Origin of the sequence: uncultured Pseudokineococcus sp. (assembly GCF_947499845.1) — a bacterium.
Lineage (GTDB): Bacteria > Actinomycetota > Actinomycetes > Actinomycetales > Quadrisphaeraceae > Pseudokineococcus.
Map to the genome: position 1 here is coordinate 1 of NZ_CANMPM010000013.1, position 19,852 is coordinate 19,852.

The following is a 19,852-nucleotide window of genomic DNA, read 5'->3' on the forward strand; positions in this document are numbered from 1 at the left end:
AGCTCGTGGGGCGGGGAAGCCTGGTGGGGCGGGTACCGCACGCGGGGCGGGGCACCGGACGACGTCCGGTGCCCCGCCCCTCGTGCGTCCCCCTGCGTGCCTCCGTCCGTGCCCGGCGCCGGGCCCGGGCGAGACGCTCAGCCCCGGAGCGAGGCCATCCACTCCTCCACGGCGCCCGGGTCGCGCGGGAGGGCGGCGGAGAGGTTCTCGCAGCCGTCGGCCGTGACGAGGACGTCGTCCTCGATGCGCACGCCGATGCCCCGGAGCTCCTCGGGGACGAGCTCGTCGTCGCTCTTGAAGTACAGCCCGGGCTCGATGGTGAAGACCATGCCGGGCTCGAGGACCGCGTCGAGGTACATCTCCCGCCGCGCCTGCGCGCAGTCGTGGACGTCGAGGCCCAGGTGGTGCGAGGTGCCGTGGACCATCCAGCGGCGGTGCTGGCCGCCCTCGGCCGACAGGGCCTCCTCGGCGTCCACCGCGAGCAGGCCCCACTCGTCGAGACGGGCCGCGATGACGCGCATGGCCGCCTCGTGGAGGTCGCGGAAGCGCGAGCCCGGGCGGGCCACGGCGAAGGAGGCGTCCGCCGCGTCCAGCACCGCCTGGTAGACGCGGCGCTGCGGCTCGGTGAAGCGGCCGTCGACCGGCAGGGTCCGGGTGACGTCGGCCGTGTAGAGGCTGTCGACCTCGACCCCGGCGTCGAGGAGCACGAGCTGCCCGGGGCGCACCGGCCCGTCGTTGCGGGTCCAGTGCAGGGTGCAGGCGTGCTCGCCGGCGGCGGCGATCGTCTCGTAGCCGACCCCGTTGCCGTCCTCCCGGGCCCGGGCGGCGAAGGCGCTCTCGACGACCCGCTCGCCGCGCACGTGGTCCAGGGCGCGCGGCAGCGAGCGCACGACGTCCTCGAAACCGCTGGCGCTGGCGGCCACGGCCAGGCGCATCTGCTCGACCTCGTGCTCGTCCTTGACGAGCCGCAGCTCCGACAGCGCGACGACGAGCTCGTCGTCGGCCACCTCGGCGGCCGCCGGGTCCGTGCCGGCGGCCGTGCGCAGGGCGGAGACGCGGGCGGTCAGCGCGGGGTCGGCGTCCGCGACGACGCGCAGGGGCGCACCGCCCTCGGCGAGGAGGTCGTCGAGGTCGCGCGCGTCCCGGCACGTCAGCCCGAGCTCGGCCTCGGCGTCGGCGAGCGAGGGGCGCGCGCCCACCCAGAACTCGCCGTAGCGAGCGTCGGCGAAGAACTCCTCCGACGTGCGCGGCGTGCGGGGGCGGAAGAGCAGGACGGCCTCGTGCCCCTCGTGCCCGGCCTCTCCCCGCTGGGCGCCGTCCTCCGACGCGCGGGGGTCGAGGACGAGCACGGCGTCGGGCTCGCGCTCGCCGCCCAGGCCCGTGAGGTGGGCGAAGGCGGAGTGGGCGCGGAAGCGGTAGTCCGTGTCGTTGGAGCGGGTCTTGAGCGGACCCGCCGGGATCACGAGGCGCTCGCCGGGGAACATCCGCGAGACCTCGGCGCGGCGGGCGGCCGCGAAGGGCGCGGCGGCCGCGCGCCCGGGGGTGCCCTCCTGAGCGGCCGCCCAGCCGGACGCCATGAGCGCGCGGAACGCCTCGGACGTCGGGCGCTGGCGGTGGCTGCGCGCGGCCTGCCGGGCGGCGACGTCGTCGGGGGCGGCCCCGCCCTCGCCCTCGGAGGAGGAGTCGCCCTCGCCGGGGTGCGCCGGCGGCTGCAGCGGGGCGCCGCCCTCCGTCGCCGGGGCGTCCGCGCCGGGGGAGGTGCGGGCCTGCTGGGCCGGTGCGGTGGACGTGCGGGGGGCCGGCGTCGTCGGCGTCGTCATGCCGCCAGGATGCCACCGGTGCCGGCCCGCGGCTGCGGGCGACGGCGCTGCCCTCGGCGTCGTCGTCAGCGCTGCGCGCGGTGCTCTCCGTCCGCGCTGCGCGGGAGGGCGCACCGGGTGGCACCGTGGGGCGGTGGTCAGCGGTGCGGGCGGAGCGGGTGCGCGGGGCGGCTCGGAGGGCGAGCTGGCGGACGGCGTCGTCGAGCACCTGCGGCAGCAGGCGGCGACGTGCCGTGGCCTCGGGGCCCGCTTCACGGCCGCGCTCTGCGAGGCCGCCGCCGACGACGCGGAGCGCGGCGGGCCGGTGGCCCGCGTCCTGCGCGGGCAGGAGGGCGAGCCCGGTCCCTCGGCGCTGGCCCTGCGCCTCGTCGGCGCCCTCGGCCGCCTGGTGCTGCGGGGGGCCGCGCCGGAGCTGGCCCGGGCCTACCCGGCCGACGAGGGCGACGACGGCGCGCCGGGGCCGCGGCCGGGCGACGCGGCGCGGGCCGCCGCGCTGCTGCCCGGGGTCGTGGCCGCCCACGAGGACGCGCTGCGGGCCGACCTCGGTGCCGCGCCGCAGACCAACGAGGTGGGCCGCGCGGCGGCGCTGTGGGGCGGCCTCCTCCACGTCCTCGCCGAGGGGGCGGGCCGGGGGGTCGCGGGCGCGGACGACGACGTCCCCGTGCGCCTGCACGACGTCGGCTCCTCGGCGGGGCTGCTGCTGCAGGCCGACCGGATGCGCATGACGGCCCGCGACGGCGGGGCCTGGGGCCCGCCCGGCTCGCCGGTGCAGCTGGGGGGCGCCTGGGACGTGGCGCCGTGGCGCGCGGCGGGCGGGGGCGACGCCCCGCCCCGCGCCGTCGTCGTCGAGCGCGTCGGCGTCGACGTGGCGCCCCTCGACCCGGGCGACCCGCGGGACGCCCGGCGGCTGCTCTCCTTCGTCTGGCCCGAGCAGCGCGAGCGCGTGCACCGGCTCCGCGGCGCCCTGGAGCTGGCCGCGGCGCACCCGGTGGCCGTCCGCCGGGCGGGGGCCGGCGACCTGGCCCGGGGGCTGGCGCTGCGCGAGGGCGCCGTCACCGTCGTCTGGCAGTCCGTGGTGCGCCAGTACGTGCCGCCCGCCGAGCGCCGCGCGGCGGAGGCGGACCTGGAGGCGCTCGGGCGGCGCGCCTCGCCGTCCGCGCCGCTGGTGCTCCTGGCCCTCGAGCCGCGGCGCCTGCCGGGCGAGCGCCACCAGCGGTTCTGCGTCGAGGCCCGCGTCCACGGCGCGCCCCCCGGCTCCCGGGCGGCCGCGGCGGGCGCCGGGCTGCGGCTGCTCGGCGAGGCCGCCCCGCACGGGGTCCCCGTCCGGTGGGGCCTTCCGGGCTGAGTCCGGTGGGGCCTCCGGGCTGAGTCCGGTGGGGCCCTCCGGGCTGAGTCCGGTGGGGCCCTCCGGGCTGAGTCCGCTGGGGCCCTCCGGGCCGAGTCCGGTGGGGCCCTCCCGGCTGAGCCGCGCGGCCCCGGGCGGACGGCGGTGGCGGGCGCGGGTGCGGCGGGGCGCTCGCCCGGCGCCACCTAGGCTGCCGGGGTGACGATCGACCTCCACGCGCACTCCAGCGCGTCGGACGGCACCCAGCCGCCGGGCGAGGTCGTGGCCGCGGCGGCAGCCGCGGGCCTCGACGTCGTGGCCCTCACCGACCACGACACGACGGCCGGGTGGGACGAGGCCGTCGCCGCCTCGCTCGCCACGGGGACCGCGCTCGTGCGCGGCGTCGAGATCTCCTGCCACAGCGGCGGGGTGAGCGTGCACCTGCTCGCCTACCTCCACGACCCGGCGGCCCCGGGCCTGCGGGCGGCGCTGGCCCGCTCGCGCGCCTCCCGGCTCCACCGGGCCCGCGCCATGGTGGACCGCCTGTCGGCCGACCTGCCCCTCACGTGGGAGGACGTCCTCGAGCAGGTCGACGGCGAGGCCACCGTGGGGCGCCCGCACCTCGCCGACGCGCTCGTCGCGAAGGGTCTGGCCCGCGACCGCGGGCACGCCTTCGCCACCGTCCTGTCGACGCGCTCGCCGTACTTCGTGGGCCACGCGGCGCCCGACGCGGTGGAGGCGGTGCGCCTGGTCCGGGAGGCGGGCGGGGTGCCGGTCTTCGCCCACCCGCGCGCCGTGCTGCGCGGGCGGGTCGTGCCCGACGCCGTCGTCGAGGAGCTCGCGGACGCGGGCCTCGTGGGGCTGGAGGCGCACCACCGCGACCACGACGCGCGCGCCGTGCGCGAGCTCGAGGACCTGGCCGCCGCGCTGGGGCTCGTCGTGACCGGCTCGAGCGACTACCACGGCGCCGGGAAGGCCAACCGGCTGGGCGAGCGCACGACGAGCCCGGCGGCCCTCGAGGTCGTCGAGGCCCTCGGCGCGCTCGAGGTCGTCCGGCCGTAGGGGCCCGGTCGGCGGCGGTCAGGCGAGCAGGCGCTCCCCGGCGTCGCGGCCGGCGGCGGCGAGGCGCTCGCGCGCGGCGCGCAGGGGCGGTGGCTCCCGCAGCGCGGGGACGACGACCTGCAGGCCGCCCACGCCCGCCCGGACGGCCCGCAGCGCCGTCGTCGTCGCGGCGTCCGAGGCGCGCGCGAGGACGGCCGGGCGGGGCACCGCGTACAGCCGCAGCGCCCACGGCGGCAGCGTGGCGAGCGCGAGGCCGGCCATGGACGCCCACAAGGGGAGGGCCGGCGTGGCGAGGGCGACGACCAGCGGCATCGGCGGGGCGACGACGCGGGCGACGGCGTCGCGCGCCGCGGGGCTCGAGCGCAGCGCGGGCCGGTAGGACTCGAGCGCCCGGGTCAGCTCGACCCGGTTCGCCGGGGCGCGGTCGGCGGGGATGCCGACGAGCTCGGCGGCCCGCACCTGCTCGCGCACGTAGGCGTCGCCGTCCTCGGCCGTGAGAGGGGCGCCCGCCCGCTCGGCCGTGGTGAGGAAGCTGTCCACGAGGCAGCAGTGCACCCACCGGAGCAGCTCGGGGTCGGAGGCGGCGTAGTCCTCGCCCGTCTCGGGGTCCGTGCCCCGGACGCGGCGGTGAACGCCGCGCACGCGGGCCGCGAGCGCCGTCGCCTCGGCCGTCGACCCGAAGGTCGTCGTCGCGACGAAGTCCGCCGTCGTCGTGAGCCGCCCCCACGGGTCCACGCGGAAGCGCGAGTGCTGGTCGACGCCCGCCATGGCGAGCGGGTGCAGCGCCTGCAGCAGCAGGGCGCGCAGGCCGGCCACCCCCGCCACGGGGTCCGCGTGCAGGCGCCAGGTGACGCTGTCGGGACCGAAGAGGCCGGGATCGCCCGCCGCCGGGTCCCGGTCGGCGCCGTCGCCGCGGCGCGCCGGCCCGCCCGGCCCGGTCCCGCGTGCGGCGCGCGGCGTCACGAGGCGAGAGGTGCGCTCGCCCGGAGCTCGAACCAGACGCACTTGACGGGCCGGCCGTCGTCGTGGTGGCGCCTGTCGTGGAGGCGGGAGCCCCATGCCGACGACAGCATCTCGACCAGCTGCAGGCCCCGGCCGCCGAGGTCGTCGAGGTCCGGGTCCTGCGGACGGATCGGGCTCGGGCTCGCGTCGTCGACCTCGACCCGCACCACGCCCGCACTGACCTCGGCGTGGACGTGGACGGGCGGGCGCCCGTGGCGGACGGCGTTGGTCACGAGCTCGGAGGCGAGCAGGAGGGTCGTGTCGGTCGCGTCCTCGTCGAGCTGCCAGGCCTGCAGGGCCCGACCGAGCAGCTGCCGGGCCCGGGGCACCTCGGCGGTGTCGGCCTCAAGCTCGGCGATCAGCTGCACGCCGGGATTGTGCCCTACGGCACCCGTGTCCCGGTCGACGGGGAGGTCGGTCGGCACGCCGTCACCCCTCGGTGGACGTGTCGGCGCCCGGCCGGCGCCCGCTCGCGAGGGAGCCGCTGGGCAGCTCGCCACCGGTCTGGCGGGCCGCGGGGGCGCCGCCCTCGGCGCGCCCCTGCCCCTGCTTCGGTCCCCGGTCCTGGGTCTGGCCCTGCGGCTGGCCCTGGCCGCCGGTGGCGCCCCCGCGGCCACCCCGGCGGCGCCGGCGCGGGCGCCGGGTGCCGTCCGCGTCCGCGCTCCCGCCGCCCGCACCGTCGGAGGTGCTGGGGCCGGTCGACGGCGCGTCCGCGGGGGCCTGCGCGGCCGCCGTCACCGCGTCGTCGTCGCCGCGGGTGCGACGTCGGCGGCGCGGGCGTCCCTCGCCCTCGCCGCTCCCGCGCTCGGCGTCCCCGCGCTCGGCGTCCCTACGGCCGCCGTCCCCGCGCCCGCCGCTGCGGGGCCTCTCGTCGCGGCCCCCCTCGCGGGAGCGCTCGCGCGGGCCGCCCCGGCCGCCCCGGCCGGTCTCGCCGAGGTCCTCGAGCTCCTCGGCCGCGAGGCCCGCGCGCGTGCGGCGGCTGCGGGGCAGCCGCCCGGTCGTGCCCTCGGGGATGTCGAGGTCGGAGAAGAGGTGCGGGGAGGTGGAGTAGGTCTCCACCGGCTCCGGGTGCCCGAGCCCGAGCGTGCGGTCGATGAGGCCCCAGCGCGGGACGTCGTCCCAGTCGACGAAGGTGACGGCGATGCCCGTCTGGCCCGCGCGGCCCGTGCGGCCGATGCGGTGCACGTAGGTCTTGTCGTCCTCGGGGCACTGGTAGTTGATGACGTGGGTGACGTCGGTGACGTCGATGCCGCGCGCGGCGACGTCGGTCGCGACGAGGACGTCCACCTTGCCGCTGCGGAACGCGCGCAGCGCCTGCTCGCGCGCCCCCTGGCCGAGGTCGCCGTGCAGCGCGCCCGCCGCGAAGCCGCGCTCCACGAGGTCGTCGGCCACCTTGGCCGCCGTCCGCTTGGTGCGGGCGAAGACGATGGTGAGCCCGCGGCCCTCGGCCTGCAGGATGCGCGCCAGCACCTCGACCTTGTCCATCGCGTGGGCGCGGTAGACGACCTGGCGGATGGCCTTGACGACGGCGCCGGCGTCGTCGGGCTCGCTGGCCCGGATGTGCGTCGGCTGCGTCATGTACCGCCGGGCCAGGGCGACGACCGGGCCCGGCATGGTCGCGGAGAAGAGCATCGTCTGGCGCCCGGCGGGCGTCATGGCGAGGAGCTTCTCGACGTCGGGCAGGAAGCCGAGGTCGAGCATCTCGTCGGCCTCGTCGAGGACGACGGTGCGGGCGTGGGCGAGGCGCAGGTGCCCCTGGCCGGCCAGGTCGAGGAGGCGGCCGGGGGTCCCGACGACGATCTCGACGCCCTTCTCGAGCGCCTCGACCTGCGGCTCGTAGGCCCGCCCGCCGTAGATGGTGAGGACGCGCACGGAGCGGCGCGCGGCGGCGGCGGTGAGGTCGCCGGACACCTGGACGGCGAGCTCGCGGGTGGGCACGACGACGAGCGCCTGCGGCGCGCCCGGCTCGGCCAGGGCGTCGAAGCCCTCCTCGCCCGGCCCGGCGGCGCGCTGGATCGCCGGGATGCCGAAGCCGAGGGTCTTGCCGGTGCCGGTCTTCGCCTGGCCGATGATGTCGTGGCCGGACAGCGCGACGGGCAGCGTCATCGCCTGGATGGGGAAGGGGCGCTCGATGCCCTTGGCGGCGAGCGCGTCGGCGATGGCCTGCTGGACGCCGTGCTCGACGAAGGTGGGGACGAGGGCGGCGGCCTCGGGCGCGGGCGCCTCGAGGGTCTCGACGGCGACGTCCTCGACGTCGGCGGGCGCGCCGGTGGTGGTCTCTGCGGTCTCTGCGGACATGGGGGAGGAGGCCTTCGGGTCGTCGGGCGGGGCCGCACGCGGGCCGGGCGCTCGGGCGCTCCGCACCACACGGGCCTCTCGCGCCGGGGGGGTGGCGGCCGATCGCTCTTGACGACCGGGCGTAGGCGTGTTCCCGTCCATGGTAACCACGAGCGGCTCGCCCCCGGGCGCGCGCGACGTCCGCGCGGCCGCGCGGCACCCGGCCCGGACGCGCCGAAGGCCGCCACCCGGGCGGGTGACGGCCTTCGGCGGCGGTGCGTCGGTCAGCGGCGGACGCTCTTGCGACCGCTGGTGCCGCCCACGATCGCCACGCCGATGACGGCGAGGACGACCTGGATGATCAGGGTGATGATGGAGAAGCCGTCGTCACCGCCCGTGATCGCGTTGCCGATGAAGCCGCCGATGAAGGCGGCGACGAGGCCGATGAGGATCGTCAGCAGGATGCTGATGTTCTGCTTGCCCGGCAGCACGAGCCGGGCGAGGGCCCCGACGATGAGCCCGACGATGATGGCGCTGATGATGCCGCTGACGGTCATGGCGGTGCCTCTCCGTGAGGTGACGTCACCGGTCGAAGGCCCGGTCGGGCCGGTGGTGACGTCTGGTGATCACACCGTGCCAGAGGCGCACCGCACCCGCGCGTCGAGATCGCGGGCGGCGACGGGCCGGGCCCGCTGACCACCCGGTCGGGTCGTCACCGGGCCCCGCCGACGGCGGTGCGGGTCGCGCTCAGGAGGAGCCGAAGCCGACCCGGCGGGGGCTCTCGGCCGCGACCTCCACGTAGCCGAGCACGCCGGACGGCACGACGACGCGGCGGCCGCGCTCGTCGACGAGGTCCAGGACCGCCGCCGAGCCGGACAGGGCGGCGTCGACCGCGCTGCGCACCTCGTCGGCCGACTGCGACGACTCCAGGACGATCTCCCGCGCCACGTTCTGCACGCCGATGCGGATCTCCACAGCTGCTCTCCTCTGGGTCGGGTGGCGGGCCGCGGACGGCTCCCCGGCGCTCGGCGCCGCGGGGGCCCGCCTGCGGCGAACCTAGCCCCGGCGCGCCCGGCGGGCCGCCCCCGGGCCGCGCTGTTCGCCAGCGGCGCAGCCGGTGCCGTGGTGGGGCGGGCCGTCAGGGCGGACGGGGCGCCGGGCGGGCCGGGTGCGGGGCGCGAGGGGCTCGGGCCCTCAGCGCTCCTGGCGGGGCAGGCCCCGCAGGCCGCGCCAGACGAGGGAGGAGATGAGCGCGGCGGCCTCCTCGCGCGGGACCTCGCGCCCGGCGGCCACCCACGAGCGCGCGGCGACCTGGGCGCTGCCGGCCAGCGCGACGGACAGCACGTGGGCGCTGGCGCGCGGCAGGCCGGTGTCGGCGGCGACGACGTCGGCGATCGCGGCGGCGCACGCGGACTCGAGCGCGTCGAGCCGCTCGCGCACCGCGGGGTCGCTCGTGAGGTCGGACTCGAAGACGAGGCGCGCGCCGTCGTCCTCGTCGACGAAGGCGAAGTAGGCGCCGATCGTCGCCGCGACGCGGACCCGGTTGTCGTCCGTCCCGGCCAGGGCCGCGCGCACCGCGGCCTCGAGGTCGGCGCAGGCCCGGTCGACGACGGCGAGGTAGAGGTCCCGCTTGCCGGGGAAGTGCCGGTAGAGCACCGGCTTGGTGATGCCGGCGCGCTCGGCGATCGCGTCCATGCCGCTGCCGTGGTAGCCGGCCCGGGCGAAGACGCGCTGGGCGGCGCGCAGCAGCTGCGCGCGCCGGGCGGCACGGCCGAGGCGCGCCGGGGCCGTCGCGGGTCCGGCCGCCGGCGCGCCCGCAGCGCCGTCCGGGGTGCCGTCGGTGTCGTCCGGGAGGCGGTCCACGGCTCCTCCTCGGGGCGGGCGTCGTCGGTCGGTGCGCTCGTCGGCGGGCCTGCCCGGCCCCGGCAGCCGCCGATCGTAGGCTGCGCCGGGTGGTGAGCAGGAGGGTCGTCCGCCGCCGCCGCCAGGTGCTCGCCGGCGGCGTCGGCGTCCTGGCGATCGGCACGGCGCTGGCCCTCGCAGGCGGCGGCGACGAGGACCGGGGCGATCCGGGGGCGGCGGCCCCGGCGTCCTCCGCGCTGCCGCCGCCCTCCACGCCGGAAGCCACCGGCGCGAGGGTGGCCGGCGCGTCCGGCGGCCCGGACGGCGAGGCCCCGCCGGACGCCCGGCCCGGCGTCCCCGCGGAGGAGGTGCGCCCGGCGGGGGCCGACGAGCGCGCGGGGGTCCTCTCGGCGGAGGTGCCCGACGCGGGGACGGGCCGGCTCGTCACCGTGCCCGGCACCGCGCCCGCGGCCGAGGGCGGCGGGGACGGGCCGGTGGTGCAGGTGCGCGTCCAGGTCGAGGAGGGCCTGCCGGCCGACGGGGCCGCGGTCGCGGGCACCGTCATGGACGTGCTGCAGGACCCCCGCGGCTGGGGTCCCGACGGCTGGGCCTTCGCCCGCACCGACGACGCGGCCGGCTCGCCCGCGGCCGACGTCACGGTCGTCCTCGCGAGCCCCCGCCTCACCGACGAGCTGTGCGCCCCCCTGCGGACGGGCGGGGTGCTGTCGTGCCGGGACGGCGAGCGCGCGGTGCTCACGTGGTACCGCTGGGCGGGCGGCGCCGAGGCGTACGGCGAGGACCGGGAGGGCTACCGGCGCTACCTCGTCTCCCACGAGGTGGGCCACTTCCTCGGCCACGGCCACGAGCCGTGCGCCGGCCCGGGCGAGCCCGCGCCCGTCATGCTCCAGCAGACGAAGGGGTTGGACGGGTGCGCGCCCCAGCCGTGGCCGCACCCGTGAGCGCGACGAGCGGGCCCTTCCCGCCGCTCGTCGCGCCCGGACCGCCGCTCGGCGCCGAGCGCCGCCGGCGGGCGGCCCGCCACCTCGTCCTCGCCGAGCTGGGGGAGGAGGGCCAGCGGCGCCTCGCCGCGGCGCGGGTGCTCGTCGTCGGGGCGGGCGGCCTCGGCTCTCCCGTCGTGAGCTACCTCGCGGCCGCGGGCGTCGGGACGCTCGGCGTCGTCGACGACGACGTCGTCAGCACCTCCAACCTCCAGCGCCAGGTGCTCCACGGGGCGGCGGACGTCGGGCGGCCCAAGACGGCGAGCGCCGCGGACGCCGTCCGCGCCCTCGACCCGGGCGTGGGGGTCGTCGAGCACGGGCGCCGGCTCGCGGACCCCGACGAGGCGGCCGAGCTCGTGCGCGGGTACGACCTCGTCGTCGACGGCGCCGACAACTTCCCGACCCGCTACCTCGTCGCCGACGCCTGCGCGGCGGCCGGCGTGCCGGAGGTGTGGGGGTCGGTGCTGCGCTGGGACGGCCAGGTCAGCGTCTTCTGGCCCGGCCGCGGGCCGACCTACCGCGACCTCTTCCCCGCCCCGCCGCCGACCGGCTCCGTGGCCTCGTGCCAGGAGGCGGGCGTGCTCGGGGCGGTGTGCGGCGTCGTCGGCTCGGTCATGGCGGCCGAGGCCGTCAAGCTCCTCACCGGCACGGGCCGCCCGCTCGTCGGGCGCGTCGTCGTCCTCGACGCCCTGGCGATGTCGTGGCGGGAGCTGCCCCTGCGGGCCGGCGGTCGCGACGCCGCCGCGGCCGCAGCGCCCGAGGAGGGGCGGCGGCGCGGGGACCACGGGCAGGTCGTCGCCGCCGACCGCCCCGGCGTCCCCGAGGTGGCCCCCGAGGACCTCGACGCCCTCCTGGCCTCGGGCGCGGCCGTGGTGGACGTCCGCGGCGAGGCCGAGCGGGCCGCCGCGCCCGTGCCCGGCGGCGTCCGCGTGGACCTGCACGAGGTGCTCGCCGCGCCGGGCCGGCGACCGGCGGCCCTGGAGGAGGGCGGCGCGCTGGCCGACCTGGACGCGTGGGCGCCCGTGGTCGTCGTGTGCTCCACGGGCGTGCGGTCGCTGCTGGCGGCCGAGCAGCTGCAGGACGCCGGCTTCGCGCGGGTGCTGCACCTGCGCGGCGGCGTCACCGCCTGGCTGGAGCGGTAGGTGGTCGGCCCGCCGGCGGACGGCGCCCCCCGGCGCCCGCCCTCTGGGCACCCGCCCCCGGGAGGTCGGCCGGCCGGGCGCCGGCTGCGGGGGGAGGAGTGGACGCGCGCCGTCCTCGACCTCGTCGAGCAGGTGCCGCCCGGGCGCGTCCTCACCTACGGCGACGTGGCGGAGCTGCTCGGCAGCGGCGCCGCGAGGTCGGTGGGGCGCACGATGGCGCTCCACGGCGCCGAGGTGGCCTGGTGGCGCGTGGTCCGCGCCGACGGCACCCTGCACGACCCGCTCGTCCCACGGGCCGCCCGCGAGCACGAGCGCGAGGGCACGCCCCGGCGCCCGGGCGGCGCCGTGGACCTCGAGCGGGCCCGCTGGGACGCCGCGGGGTGGGACGGCGCCGCGGGCTGAGGCCCGGCCCGCCCCGGCCCGCCCCACCACCGGCGGACGGCGCGGCGGCACGGGCCGCTCCCGAGGTCGCCCCGCGCTGTCGGGGGCGCGTGCTTGGGTGGCGACGTGGTGGACGAGCAGCGCAGCGGGGCGGCGCCGGCGGGGCGCGGGCGCCCGGGGGCGTCCGGCGCGGTGCGCCTGGTCCGCCGCCCCCGACCCTTGCGCGCCCTCCCGGTGGACGACGCGCAGCAGCGGGCCGTCGTCGCCTGGCCGCCCGGCGCCGGGCGGCTCGTCGTCCTCGGCGCGCCCGGCACGGGCCGCACCACCTCCCTCGTCGACCTCGTCGCCGCCCGCGTCGAGCAGCACGGGGCCGACCCGGGGGCGCTGCTGCTCCTCGCGCCCGGCCGCCTGGCGGCGGCCTCCCTGCGCGACCGGGTCGGGGAGCGCCTGCGCCGCACGGCCGTCGAGCCCGCCGCCCGCAGCTGGCACGCCTACGCCTTCTCCCTGCTGCGCCGCACGGCGCTCTCCCGCGGCGAGCCCGCGCCGCGGCTCGTGTCGGGGCCGGAGCAGGACAGGGTCATCGCCGACCTCCTCTCCGGGCACGCCGCCGGCCGGGGGCACCGCCCCGGCTGGCCCGCCGGCGTGCTGCCCGCGCTGGGCCCGTCGGGCACGGGCCTGCGCGGCCTGCGCGACGAGCTGCGGGACCTGCTCATGCGCTGCCTCGAGCGGGGCACCACGGCGGGGGAGCTCGCCGACCTCGGGCGCTCCGCCGACCGCCCCGAGTGGGTCGCCGCGGCCTCCGTCCTCGCGGAGTACGAGGAGGTGGCGGCCCTGCGCGGCGGGGGCGCCCACGACCCCTCGGCGCTCGTCGACGCCGCGGCCCGCCTCCTCGAGGAGGACGAGGAGGTGGCCGACGCGGAGCGGGCGCGCTGGAGCCTCGTCGGCGTGGACGACCACCACGAGGCCGGCGCCGCCGTGGCCCGCCTCCTCGACGCGCTGAGCCCCTCCGGCACGGCGCCCGACCTCGTGGTCACGGGGGACCCGGACTCCACCACCCAGTCCTTCCGCGGGGCCGACCCGGCCCACCTCGCGGAGCTCGCGTCCCGCTCGCGCGTCGTCGTCCTCGGCACCCGGCACCGGTGCGGCCCCGCGCTGGCCGCCGCGGTGCGCCGGGTGGCCGACGGCGTCCCCAGCGCGGGCCTGGTGGCCCAGCGCCGCGCGACCGCCGGCCCCCCGCCCGGCGCCGCGCCGGAGCCCTCCCCCGGCGCGCCGGGGGAGGACGGGCGCGAGGAGCCGCCCGCGGTGTCCCGCGCCGTCCTCGCCTCCGTCGCCGCGGAGGGCGCCTACGTCGCCCACGTGCTGCGCGAGGCGCACCTGCTGGGCGGGCTGGCCTGGGACCGGATGGCGGTCGTCGTCCGCAGCGCCGGGCGCACGGGCGGCCTGCGGCGGGCGCTCTCGGGCGCCGGCGTCCCGGTCGGGGACGCCGGGCCGGGCCTGCCCGTGCGCGACGAGCCCGCGGTGCGCCCGCTGCTGCTCGCGCTGGCCGTCGCGCTCGACCTGCGGGCCGGCACCCGCGAGCACCTCGACGCCGACGCGGCGGTCGCCCTGCTCACCTCGCCCCTGGGCGGGGCCGACCCGGTCTCCCTGCGGCGCCTGCGCCGGCGGCTCCGGGCGCTGGAGCGCGAGGCCGCCCCCGACGCGCCGCCCCGCAGCAGCGACGAGCTGCTCGTCGCCCTCCTCGCCGACGAGGCCGGGCCCGCCGCGGCCCGGGCCCTCGCCGAGGACGACCGCGACGTCGCGCCCGCCGCCGCGGTCCTGCGCGTGCTGCGGGCGGCCGTCGCGGCCCTCCCGCCCCCCGCGGCGGCGGCGTCGACGTCGCCGGGGGAGGGGTGCTGCACGAGCGGGGCGGACGCGCCCCCGCGCGCGAGCGGCGGCGACCCGGGCGACGCCGAGGAGGTGCTGTGGGCCCTCTGGTCGGCCAGCGGCCTCGGGCCGCGCTGGCGCGAGCAGGCGCTGGCCGGGGGAGCCGCCGGGCGCCGGGCCGACCGCGACCTCGACGCCGTCGTCGCGCTCTTCGAGGCCGTGGCCCGCTTCGCCGACTCCGCCGTCGTGCGCGGGCCGCGGGCGCTGCTGGCCCAGCTCGCGGGGCAGGACCTCCCGCAGGACACCCTCGCCGAGCGCGCGCCGGCGGGCGGCAGCGTCGCCCTGCTCACGCCGCAGGCCGCGGCGGGCGGGGAGTGGGACCTCGTCGTCGTGGCGGGCCTGCAGGACGGCGTCTGGCCCGACACGCGCGTGCGCGACGGGCTGCTCGGCGCGCAGGCGCTCGTCGACCTCCTCGCGGGGCGCGGCGACGGCGGGGCGCGCAGCGCCGGGGCCCGGGCCCAGGTGCTGGCCGACGAGCGCCGCCTGCTCCACGTCGCCGTCTCGCGGGCCCGTCGGCGGCTGGTCTGCACGGCCGTCGCGGACGGCGACCTGCGCCCCTCGCCCTTCCTCGACGTCGTGGTGCCGCCGCCCCCGGCCCGGCCCGGCGGCGAGGCCGACGGCGAGGTGGAGGAGCGCACGCGCGTGCCCCGCCAGGTCTCGCTGCCCGCGCTCGTGGCCGAGCTCCGCCAGGTGCTCACCACGCCCGACGGCGGCCGCGACGGATCGGGCCGGGCCGTCGACGAGGAGCGGCGAGCCGGCGCGGCCGCCGAGCTCGCGCGCCTCGCCGCGGCGGGCGTGCCCGGGGCCGACCCCGACGACTGGTACGGGCTGGCGCCGCTCAGCGATCCCGGGCCCCTGCACCCCGGCGACGAGCCGGTGCCCGTGTCGCCGTCGAAGGTCGAGCAGCACGGCGCCTGCCCGCTGCGCTGGGTGCTCGAGGCGTCGGGCGCCGTCGCGCAGGAGTCGTCGTCGGCGGGCGTCGGGACGCTGGTGCACGACCTCGCGGCCACCGCGCCGGACGCCGACCGCGCCGCGCTCGGCGCCGAGCTCGACCGCCGCTGGCACGAGCTCGGGGTGCCGGCCACCTGGGCCGGTCGGCGCGAGCGCGCCCGGGCGGAGCGGATGCTCGACAACCTGGCCCCCTACCTCGCCACCTCGGGCGGCCGCGAGCTGCTCGGCACGGAGGTCGAGGTGCGGGTGGCCGTCGGCCGGGCGCTGCTCACGGGCCGGGTCGACCGGCTCGAGCGCGACGCGCAGGGCCGCCTCGTCGTCGTCGACCTCAAGACGGGCTCGGCCGCGGCGAAGGCGGAGCTGGCCGAGCACCCCCAGCTCGGCGCGTACCAGGCGGCCGTCGAGGCGGGCGCCTTCGCCGCCGTCGCCCGGCCGGGGGAGGACGGGTCGGGGGAGGACGGGTCGGTGGAGCAGGGGTCGGGGGAGCGCGGGTCGGGCGCGGGCGGGTCGCGCAGCGGGGGCGCGCGCCTCGTCAACGTCGCCCCGACGCGCGGCAAGGCCCTCGAGCAGGCCCAGGCCCCGCTCGAGGCGGCCGAGGACCCGGGCTGGGCCCGGGCGCTCGTCGAGCGCACGGCCGAGGGGATGGCCGGGGCCGTCTTCCCCGCCCAGGACGGCCCCCAGTGCCGCACCTGCCCCGTCCGCACCTCGTGCCCCGTGCGCGCCGAGGGCCGGCAGGTGGGCCGGTGAGCGGCGCCGGGACGCCGCGAGGAGGGGCTGCCGCCGCGGCAGGCGCCGTGGGCGAGCAGCTGGGCCTGGACCTGCCGGGCCCGGGCCCGGCGCCGGCGCCGCGGGTCCCCGACGCGCTGGAGGTGGCGCGGCTCCTGCGCCGCCACCCGCCCACCCCGGAGCAGCGCGCCGTCGTCGAGGCGCCCCCCGAGCCGCTGCTCGTCGTCGCGGGCGCCGGGTCGGGCAAGACGGAGACGATGGCCGCCCGCGTCGTGCAGCTCGTCGTGTCCGGGGCCGTGGCGCCCGACCGCGTCCTCGGGCTGACCTTCACGCGCAAGGCCGCGGGCGAGCTGGCCGAGCGCGTCCGCCTGCGGCTGCGGGCCCTGCGGGCGGCGCTGGAGGCCGCCGGCGACGCCTCGGCGCCGGTGGTCCCGGACGGCGAGCCGGTCGTGGCCACCTACCACTCCTACGCGGCCGGCGTCCTCGCCGAGCACGGCCTGCGGGTCGGGGTCGAGCCGGGCGCGCGCGTGCTCGGCGAGGCGGCGGCCTGGCAGCTGGCCTCCGAGGTCGTCGAGCGGTGGACGGGGGACCTGCCGAACGTGGACTCCGCCGTCTCCACGGTGGTCCAGGGCGTGCTCTCCCTGGCCGCCGAGAGCGCCGAGCACCTCGTCGAGCCCGACGAGCTCGACGACGCCCTGGGCGAGGTCCTCGAGCGGGTGGGCCGGCTGCCGAAGGACGAGGCGGGCGGGGCGCCCGCGCGGCCGACGCCGTCCTCGCCCCTGGGGAAGGCGGTCGGGGCGCTGCGCGCCCGTCGCGCGCTCGTGCCGCTGCTGCACGCCTACGCCGAGCGCAAGGCCGCCGCCGAGGCCCTGGACTTCGGCGACCAGGTGCGCCTCGCCGCGCTCGCCGCGGCGCGCGCCCCGGCCGTGGGCGCCGCCGAGCGCGCCCGGTACGGCGTCGTGCTCCTCGACGAGTACCAGGACACGAGCCACGCCCAGCTCGAGCTGCTGCGCAGCCTCTTCGGCGGCGGCCACCCGGTCACGGCGGTCGGGGACCCGCACCAGTCGATCTACGGGTTCCGCGGCGCGAGCGCCGGCGCCCTCGAGCGCTTCCCCGAGCACTTCCCCCGGGCGGGAGGAGCTCGCTCGCGCGTGCTGCACCTGTCGACGAGCTGGCGCAACGACCGGACGGTGCTCGTGGCGGCCAACGCCGTCTCGGCCCCGCTGCGGGACGGCGGCGCGGCGGTCCCGCCCCTCGGCGCGCGCCCGGGCGCCGGGGAGGGGGAGGTCCGCGTCCGCTGGTCCGGCACGGCGGACGACGAGGCGAGCGCCCTGGCCGCCGCCGTCGCGCGCGAGTGGCGCGCCGACGGGCCGCGGCCCACCGCCGCGGTGCTGTGCCGCCGCCGGGCCCAGATCCCCGCCGTCGAGCAGGCGCTGCGCGCGGAGGGGCTGCCCGTCGAGGTCGTCGGCATGGGCGGGCTCCTGGAGCGGCCCGAGGTGCTCGACGTGCTGGCCGTGCTGCGCGTCCTCCACGACCCCGGCCGCGGCGACGCCCTCGCCCGCCTGCTCACGGGCCCGCGCTGGCGCCTCGGGCCGCGCGACCTGCGGGCGCTCGGCCGCTGGGCCCGCAGCCTGGCGGCGGACGCCACCGGCGTCCCCGCCCCCGCGCCGGCCGGGGAGGTGCGCGACCCGGTCGAGGGGGGCGCGGCGGCTGCGGCGCCGGAGGCGGCGACGGGGGAGCCGGCGGGAGCGGCGACCGGGCCGGCCCGTCGGGACCACCCGGAGCCGTCGGAGGCCGGCGGCCTCGTCGAGGCGCTGGCGTCGCTCGCCGACGACCGTCCCGACGGGCGCGGGCGGCACGGGCTGTCGCCGGAGGGCCACCGCCGGCTCGTCCGGCTCGCGCGCGAGCTGGCGGGCCTGCGCGCCCGGGCCGGCCAGCCCCTGCCCGACCTCGTGGCGGACGTCGTGCGCGCCGCCGCCCTCGACGTCGAGCTGGCCGCCGCCCCCGGCGCGGCGCCGTCGGCGGCGCGCGCCCAGCTGGACGCCTTCGTCGAGGTCGCGGCCGCCTTCGCCGACGCGGCCCGCGGCGCCTCCCTCGGGGGCTTCCTCGCGTGGGTCGACGCCGCCGCGGCCCGCGAGCGCGGCCTGGAGCAGGCGGAGGAGGACGACCCGGTGGGCGAGCCCGACGAGGTCGAGCCGAGCCGCACGGCCGTCCAGGTGCTCACGGTGCACGCCGCGAAGGGCCTCGAGTGGGACGTCGTCGCCGTCCCGGGGCTGGCCGAGGGCACCTTCCCCAGCCGCGCCGGCGGGGGCCGCGCCGCCGGCGCCGGCGCGCCCGCGGACACGGCCTCGGGGTGGCTCGTCGGGCTGGACGCCCTGCCGTACGAGCTGCGGGGGGACGCGCCGTCCCTGCCGCGCTGGGCCTGGCGGACGGCGACCTCGCTGGCCGACCTCACGGCGCTGACCGCGGCGTTCAAGGAGGAGTGCGGCGCCCACGCCGTCGCCGAGGAGCGGCGTCTGGCCTACGTGGCGCTGACGCGCGCGCGGCGGCTGCTCCTCCTGTCGGGGGCGTCGTGGACGCCGGGCCGGTCGACGCCGGTGCGCCCGTCGCGCTTCCTCCTCGAGGTGGCGGCCGCGCTCGGGGCCGACGTGCTCGAGGAGGTCGAGCGCGCCGCCGCGGAGGCCGGTGACGGCGCTCCGCCGCCCGAGCGCGCCACGGCGCCGTGGCCCGACCCGGCCGGCCCGCCCGCCGTCCTGCGGGAGGCCGCCGCGGCCGTGCGGGCGGCGGCGCGCGCCGGGGGGCCGGCTCCCGCCACCGAGTGGACGCGGGAGGTCGACCTCCTCCTCGCCGAGCGCGCGGCGTCGCGCCGGCCCGTGCGCGACGTCGAGCTGCCCCCGCACCTGTCCGCCTCGCGGCTCGTCGCGCTGGCCCGCGACCCGGCGGCCCTGGCGCTGGCCGTGCGCCGTCCGGTGCCCTCGCCGCCGGCGCGGGCCGCCCGGCGGGGCACGGCCTTCCACGCCTGGCTGGAGCAGCGCTGGGGCGCGGCGCCCCTCGTCGAGCTCGACGACCTGCCGGGCGCCCAGGACGAGGGGGCGGCCGACGACGCCGCGCTGCCGGCGCTGCAGGCGAGGTTCGAGGCGTCGGAGTGGGCGTCGCGCACGCCCGTCGCGGTCGAGGTGGCGGTGGAGACGCCGGTGGACGGCACGGTGCTGCGCGGACGCCTGGACGCCGTCTTCCGGACGCCGTCGGGCGGGTACGAGGTCGTGGACTGGAAGACCGGCCGCCCGCCCGCGGCGGAGGACGCGGCCGCGGCGGCCGTGCAGCTCGCCGTGTACCGCCTGGCCTGGTCGCGCGTCGCCGACGTGCCCCTCGACCAGGTGTCCGCGGCCTTCTTCTACGCGGCCACGGGCACCACGGTGCGCCCGGTCGAGGGCCTGGACGAGGCGGCGCTCGTCGCCGTCCTGCGCTCGGCGGCCGTGCTGCCGGCGGAGGCCTGAGGGGCCGGGGCCGCTCCCCGTCCGTGGTGGGCGCGCGTCGCGTCAGCCGCGCGCGGGCACCTCGAGGTCCACGCACAGGGGGCGGTGGTCGCCGACGCCGAGCGCGAGGTCGACCTCGTCCGTGCGCCAGGGCAGCAAGGGGTGGTCGCGCCGGTCGCCGGCGGGCGGCAGCGCGAGGACGTGGTCGAGCTGCCGGGTGGGCTCGGGCAGCGGGTAGGTGGGCCGGGTGACGAGCGCGCGGGCGCGCAGGACGCGCGCGGGCAGCGAGCCGGGCAGGTTGAGGTCGCCGACGAGCAGCACGGGCCCCGGCAGGGAGGCCGCCCAGGCGCGCACGGCGCGCAGCTGCCGCAGGCCGACCGGGGGCGCGAAGGACAGGTGGGCCGCGACCACCGTGACGCCGTCGAGCTCGGCCGCCACGGCGACGCGGGGCTCGTCTCGCACGACGAGGAGCCCGGGGCGGTCGGTCGTCGGGTGCCGCACGGGCAGCGGGAGGGGCAGGCCGCCGGCGCGCAGGGGCAGGGCGCTCCAGCGGCGCACCGGGCGGCGCACGAGCAGGGCCGTGCCGTAGCGGGGGCGGTCGTCCTCGGGCCAGCGCGGGTCCTCGAGGCGCCCGGCGACGGGCAGCTGCTCGGCGCCGGAGCCGGGGACCCCGAGGACGGTGGGGGCGAAGCGCCAGTCGACGTCGCCGCCCGCGGCGGCCAGGGCCCGGGCGACGACGGACGGCTGGTGGACGCCGCCGGAGCGCTCGGCGCCGACGTCGAGCTCCTGCACGGCGAGGACGTCCGGGGCGACGTCGCCGAGGGCGGCCAGGGCCGCCCCCAGGGCGTCGGCGTCGCGCACGTGGCTCGGTCGGGTGGGGTCGGACGCGCCCGACGGGGAGCTGCCGTCCTCGGCGGGGTCGCCCGAG

At 80.4% G+C, this 19,852-nt stretch carries 15 protein-coding genes; 7 read left to right on the forward strand and 8 right to left on the reverse strand.

The window, feature by feature from the left end:
* Nucleotides 1–137 precede the first annotated feature (137 nt).
* Complete coding sequence (locus Q0789_RS12245) at nucleotides 138–1,820, reverse strand: aminopeptidase P family protein (protein ID WP_298805579.1); 1,683 nt, start codon at nucleotides 1,818–1,820, stop codon at nucleotides 138–140.
* Between the two features lie 133 nt (nucleotides 1,821–1,953).
* Between Q0789_RS12245 and Q0789_RS12250 the strand changes: the two genes are divergently transcribed.
* Both Q0789_RS12250 and Q0789_RS12255 read left to right on the forward strand, forming a co-directional pair.
* Nucleotides 1,954–3,165 (forward strand): DUF2332 domain-containing protein, encoded by a 1,212-nt coding sequence (locus Q0789_RS12250; protein WP_298805581.1) that lies wholly within the window; start codon nucleotides 1,954–1,956, stop codon nucleotides 3,163–3,165.
* A 198-nt stretch (nucleotides 3,166–3,363) separates the two neighbouring features.
* Nucleotides 3,364–4,206 (forward strand): PHP domain-containing protein, encoded by an 843-nt coding sequence (locus Q0789_RS12255; RefSeq protein ID WP_298805584.1) that lies wholly within the window; start codon nucleotides 3,364–3,366, stop codon nucleotides 4,204–4,206.
* Nucleotides 4,207–4,224: 18 nt separating this feature from the next.
* Here the strand turns inward: Q0789_RS12255 and Q0789_RS12260 are convergent, their stop codons facing one another.
* The 6 genes from Q0789_RS12260 to Q0789_RS12285 form a co-directional block, all read right to left on the reverse strand.
* On the reverse strand, nucleotides 4,225–5,169 hold the full coding sequence (locus tag Q0789_RS12260) for an oxygenase MpaB family protein (protein WP_298805586.1): 945 nt from the start codon (nucleotides 5,167–5,169) through the stop codon (nucleotides 4,225–4,227).
* Nucleotides 5,166–5,576, reverse strand: a complete 411-nt coding sequence (locus tag Q0789_RS12265; protein WP_298805588.1) for an ATP-binding protein — start codon at nucleotides 5,574–5,576, stop codon at nucleotides 5,166–5,168. The genes Q0789_RS12260 and Q0789_RS12265 overlap by 4 nt, the downstream gene beginning before the upstream one ends.
* Nucleotides 5,577–5,637: 61 nt before the next feature.
* Complete coding sequence (locus Q0789_RS12270) at nucleotides 5,638–7,506, reverse strand: DEAD/DEAH box helicase (RefSeq protein WP_298805590.1); 1,869 nt, start codon at nucleotides 7,504–7,506, stop codon at nucleotides 5,638–5,640.
* A gap of 263 nt (nucleotides 7,507–7,769) precedes the next feature.
* Nucleotides 7,770–8,042, reverse strand: a complete 273-nt coding sequence (locus Q0789_RS12275; protein ID WP_171204238.1) for a GlsB/YeaQ/YmgE family stress response membrane protein — start codon at nucleotides 8,040–8,042, stop codon at nucleotides 7,770–7,772.
* Nucleotides 8,043–8,232: 190 nt separating this feature from the next.
* Nucleotides 8,233–8,460, reverse strand: a complete 228-nt coding sequence (locus tag Q0789_RS12280) for a DUF3107 domain-containing protein (protein ID WP_298805593.1) — start codon at nucleotides 8,458–8,460, stop codon at nucleotides 8,233–8,235.
* Nucleotides 8,461–8,679: 219 nt separating this feature from the next.
* Complete coding sequence (locus Q0789_RS12285) at nucleotides 8,680–9,348, reverse strand: TetR/AcrR family transcriptional regulator (RefSeq protein WP_298805595.1); 669 nt, start codon at nucleotides 9,346–9,348, stop codon at nucleotides 8,680–8,682.
* 89 nt (nucleotides 9,349–9,437) lie between these two features.
* On the opposite strand from Q0789_RS12285, the gene Q0789_RS12290 reads away from it, so the two are divergent.
* The 5 genes from Q0789_RS12290 (at nucleotide 9,438) to Q0789_RS12310 (ending at nucleotide 18,945) form a co-directional block, all read left to right on the forward strand.
* Complete coding sequence (locus Q0789_RS12290; RefSeq protein ID WP_298805597.1) at nucleotides 9,438–10,286, forward strand: DUF3152 domain-containing protein; 849 nt, start codon at nucleotides 9,438–9,440, stop codon at nucleotides 10,284–10,286.
* Entirely contained in the window at nucleotides 10,283–11,467 is a 1,185-nt protein-coding gene (moeB, locus tag Q0789_RS12295) for a molybdopterin-synthase adenylyltransferase MoeB (RefSeq protein ID WP_298805599.1), read from the forward strand. Before Q0789_RS12290 ends, moeB begins: the two co-directional genes overlap by 4 nt.
* A gap of 84 nt (nucleotides 11,468–11,551) precedes the next feature.
* The gene (locus Q0789_RS12300; RefSeq protein ID WP_363326097.1) at nucleotides 11,552–11,869 is read left to right on the forward strand and encodes an MGMT family protein; all 318 of its coding nucleotides are present in this window, start codon (nucleotides 11,552–11,554) and stop codon (nucleotides 11,867–11,869) included.
* A 105-nt stretch (nucleotides 11,870–11,974) separates the two neighbouring features.
* Nucleotides 11,975–15,469: a UrvD/REP family ATP-dependent DNA helicase gene (locus tag Q0789_RS12305; protein WP_298805602.1), complete on the forward strand. Its 3,495-nt coding sequence runs from the start codon at nucleotides 11,975–11,977 to the stop codon at nucleotides 15,467–15,469.
* Complete coding sequence (locus Q0789_RS12310; RefSeq protein ID WP_298805605.1) at nucleotides 15,466–18,945, forward strand: ATP-dependent DNA helicase; 3,480 nt, start codon at nucleotides 15,466–15,468, stop codon at nucleotides 18,943–18,945. Before Q0789_RS12305 ends, Q0789_RS12310 begins: the two co-directional genes overlap by 4 nt.
* A gap of 42 nt (nucleotides 18,946–18,987) precedes the next feature.
* Here the strand turns inward: Q0789_RS12310 and Q0789_RS12315 are convergent, their stop codons facing one another.
* Entirely contained in the window at nucleotides 18,988–19,785 is a 798-nt protein-coding gene (locus Q0789_RS12315; protein WP_298805607.1) for an endonuclease/exonuclease/phosphatase family protein, read from the reverse strand.
* Between the last annotated feature and the right edge of the window lie 67 nt (nucleotides 19,786–19,852).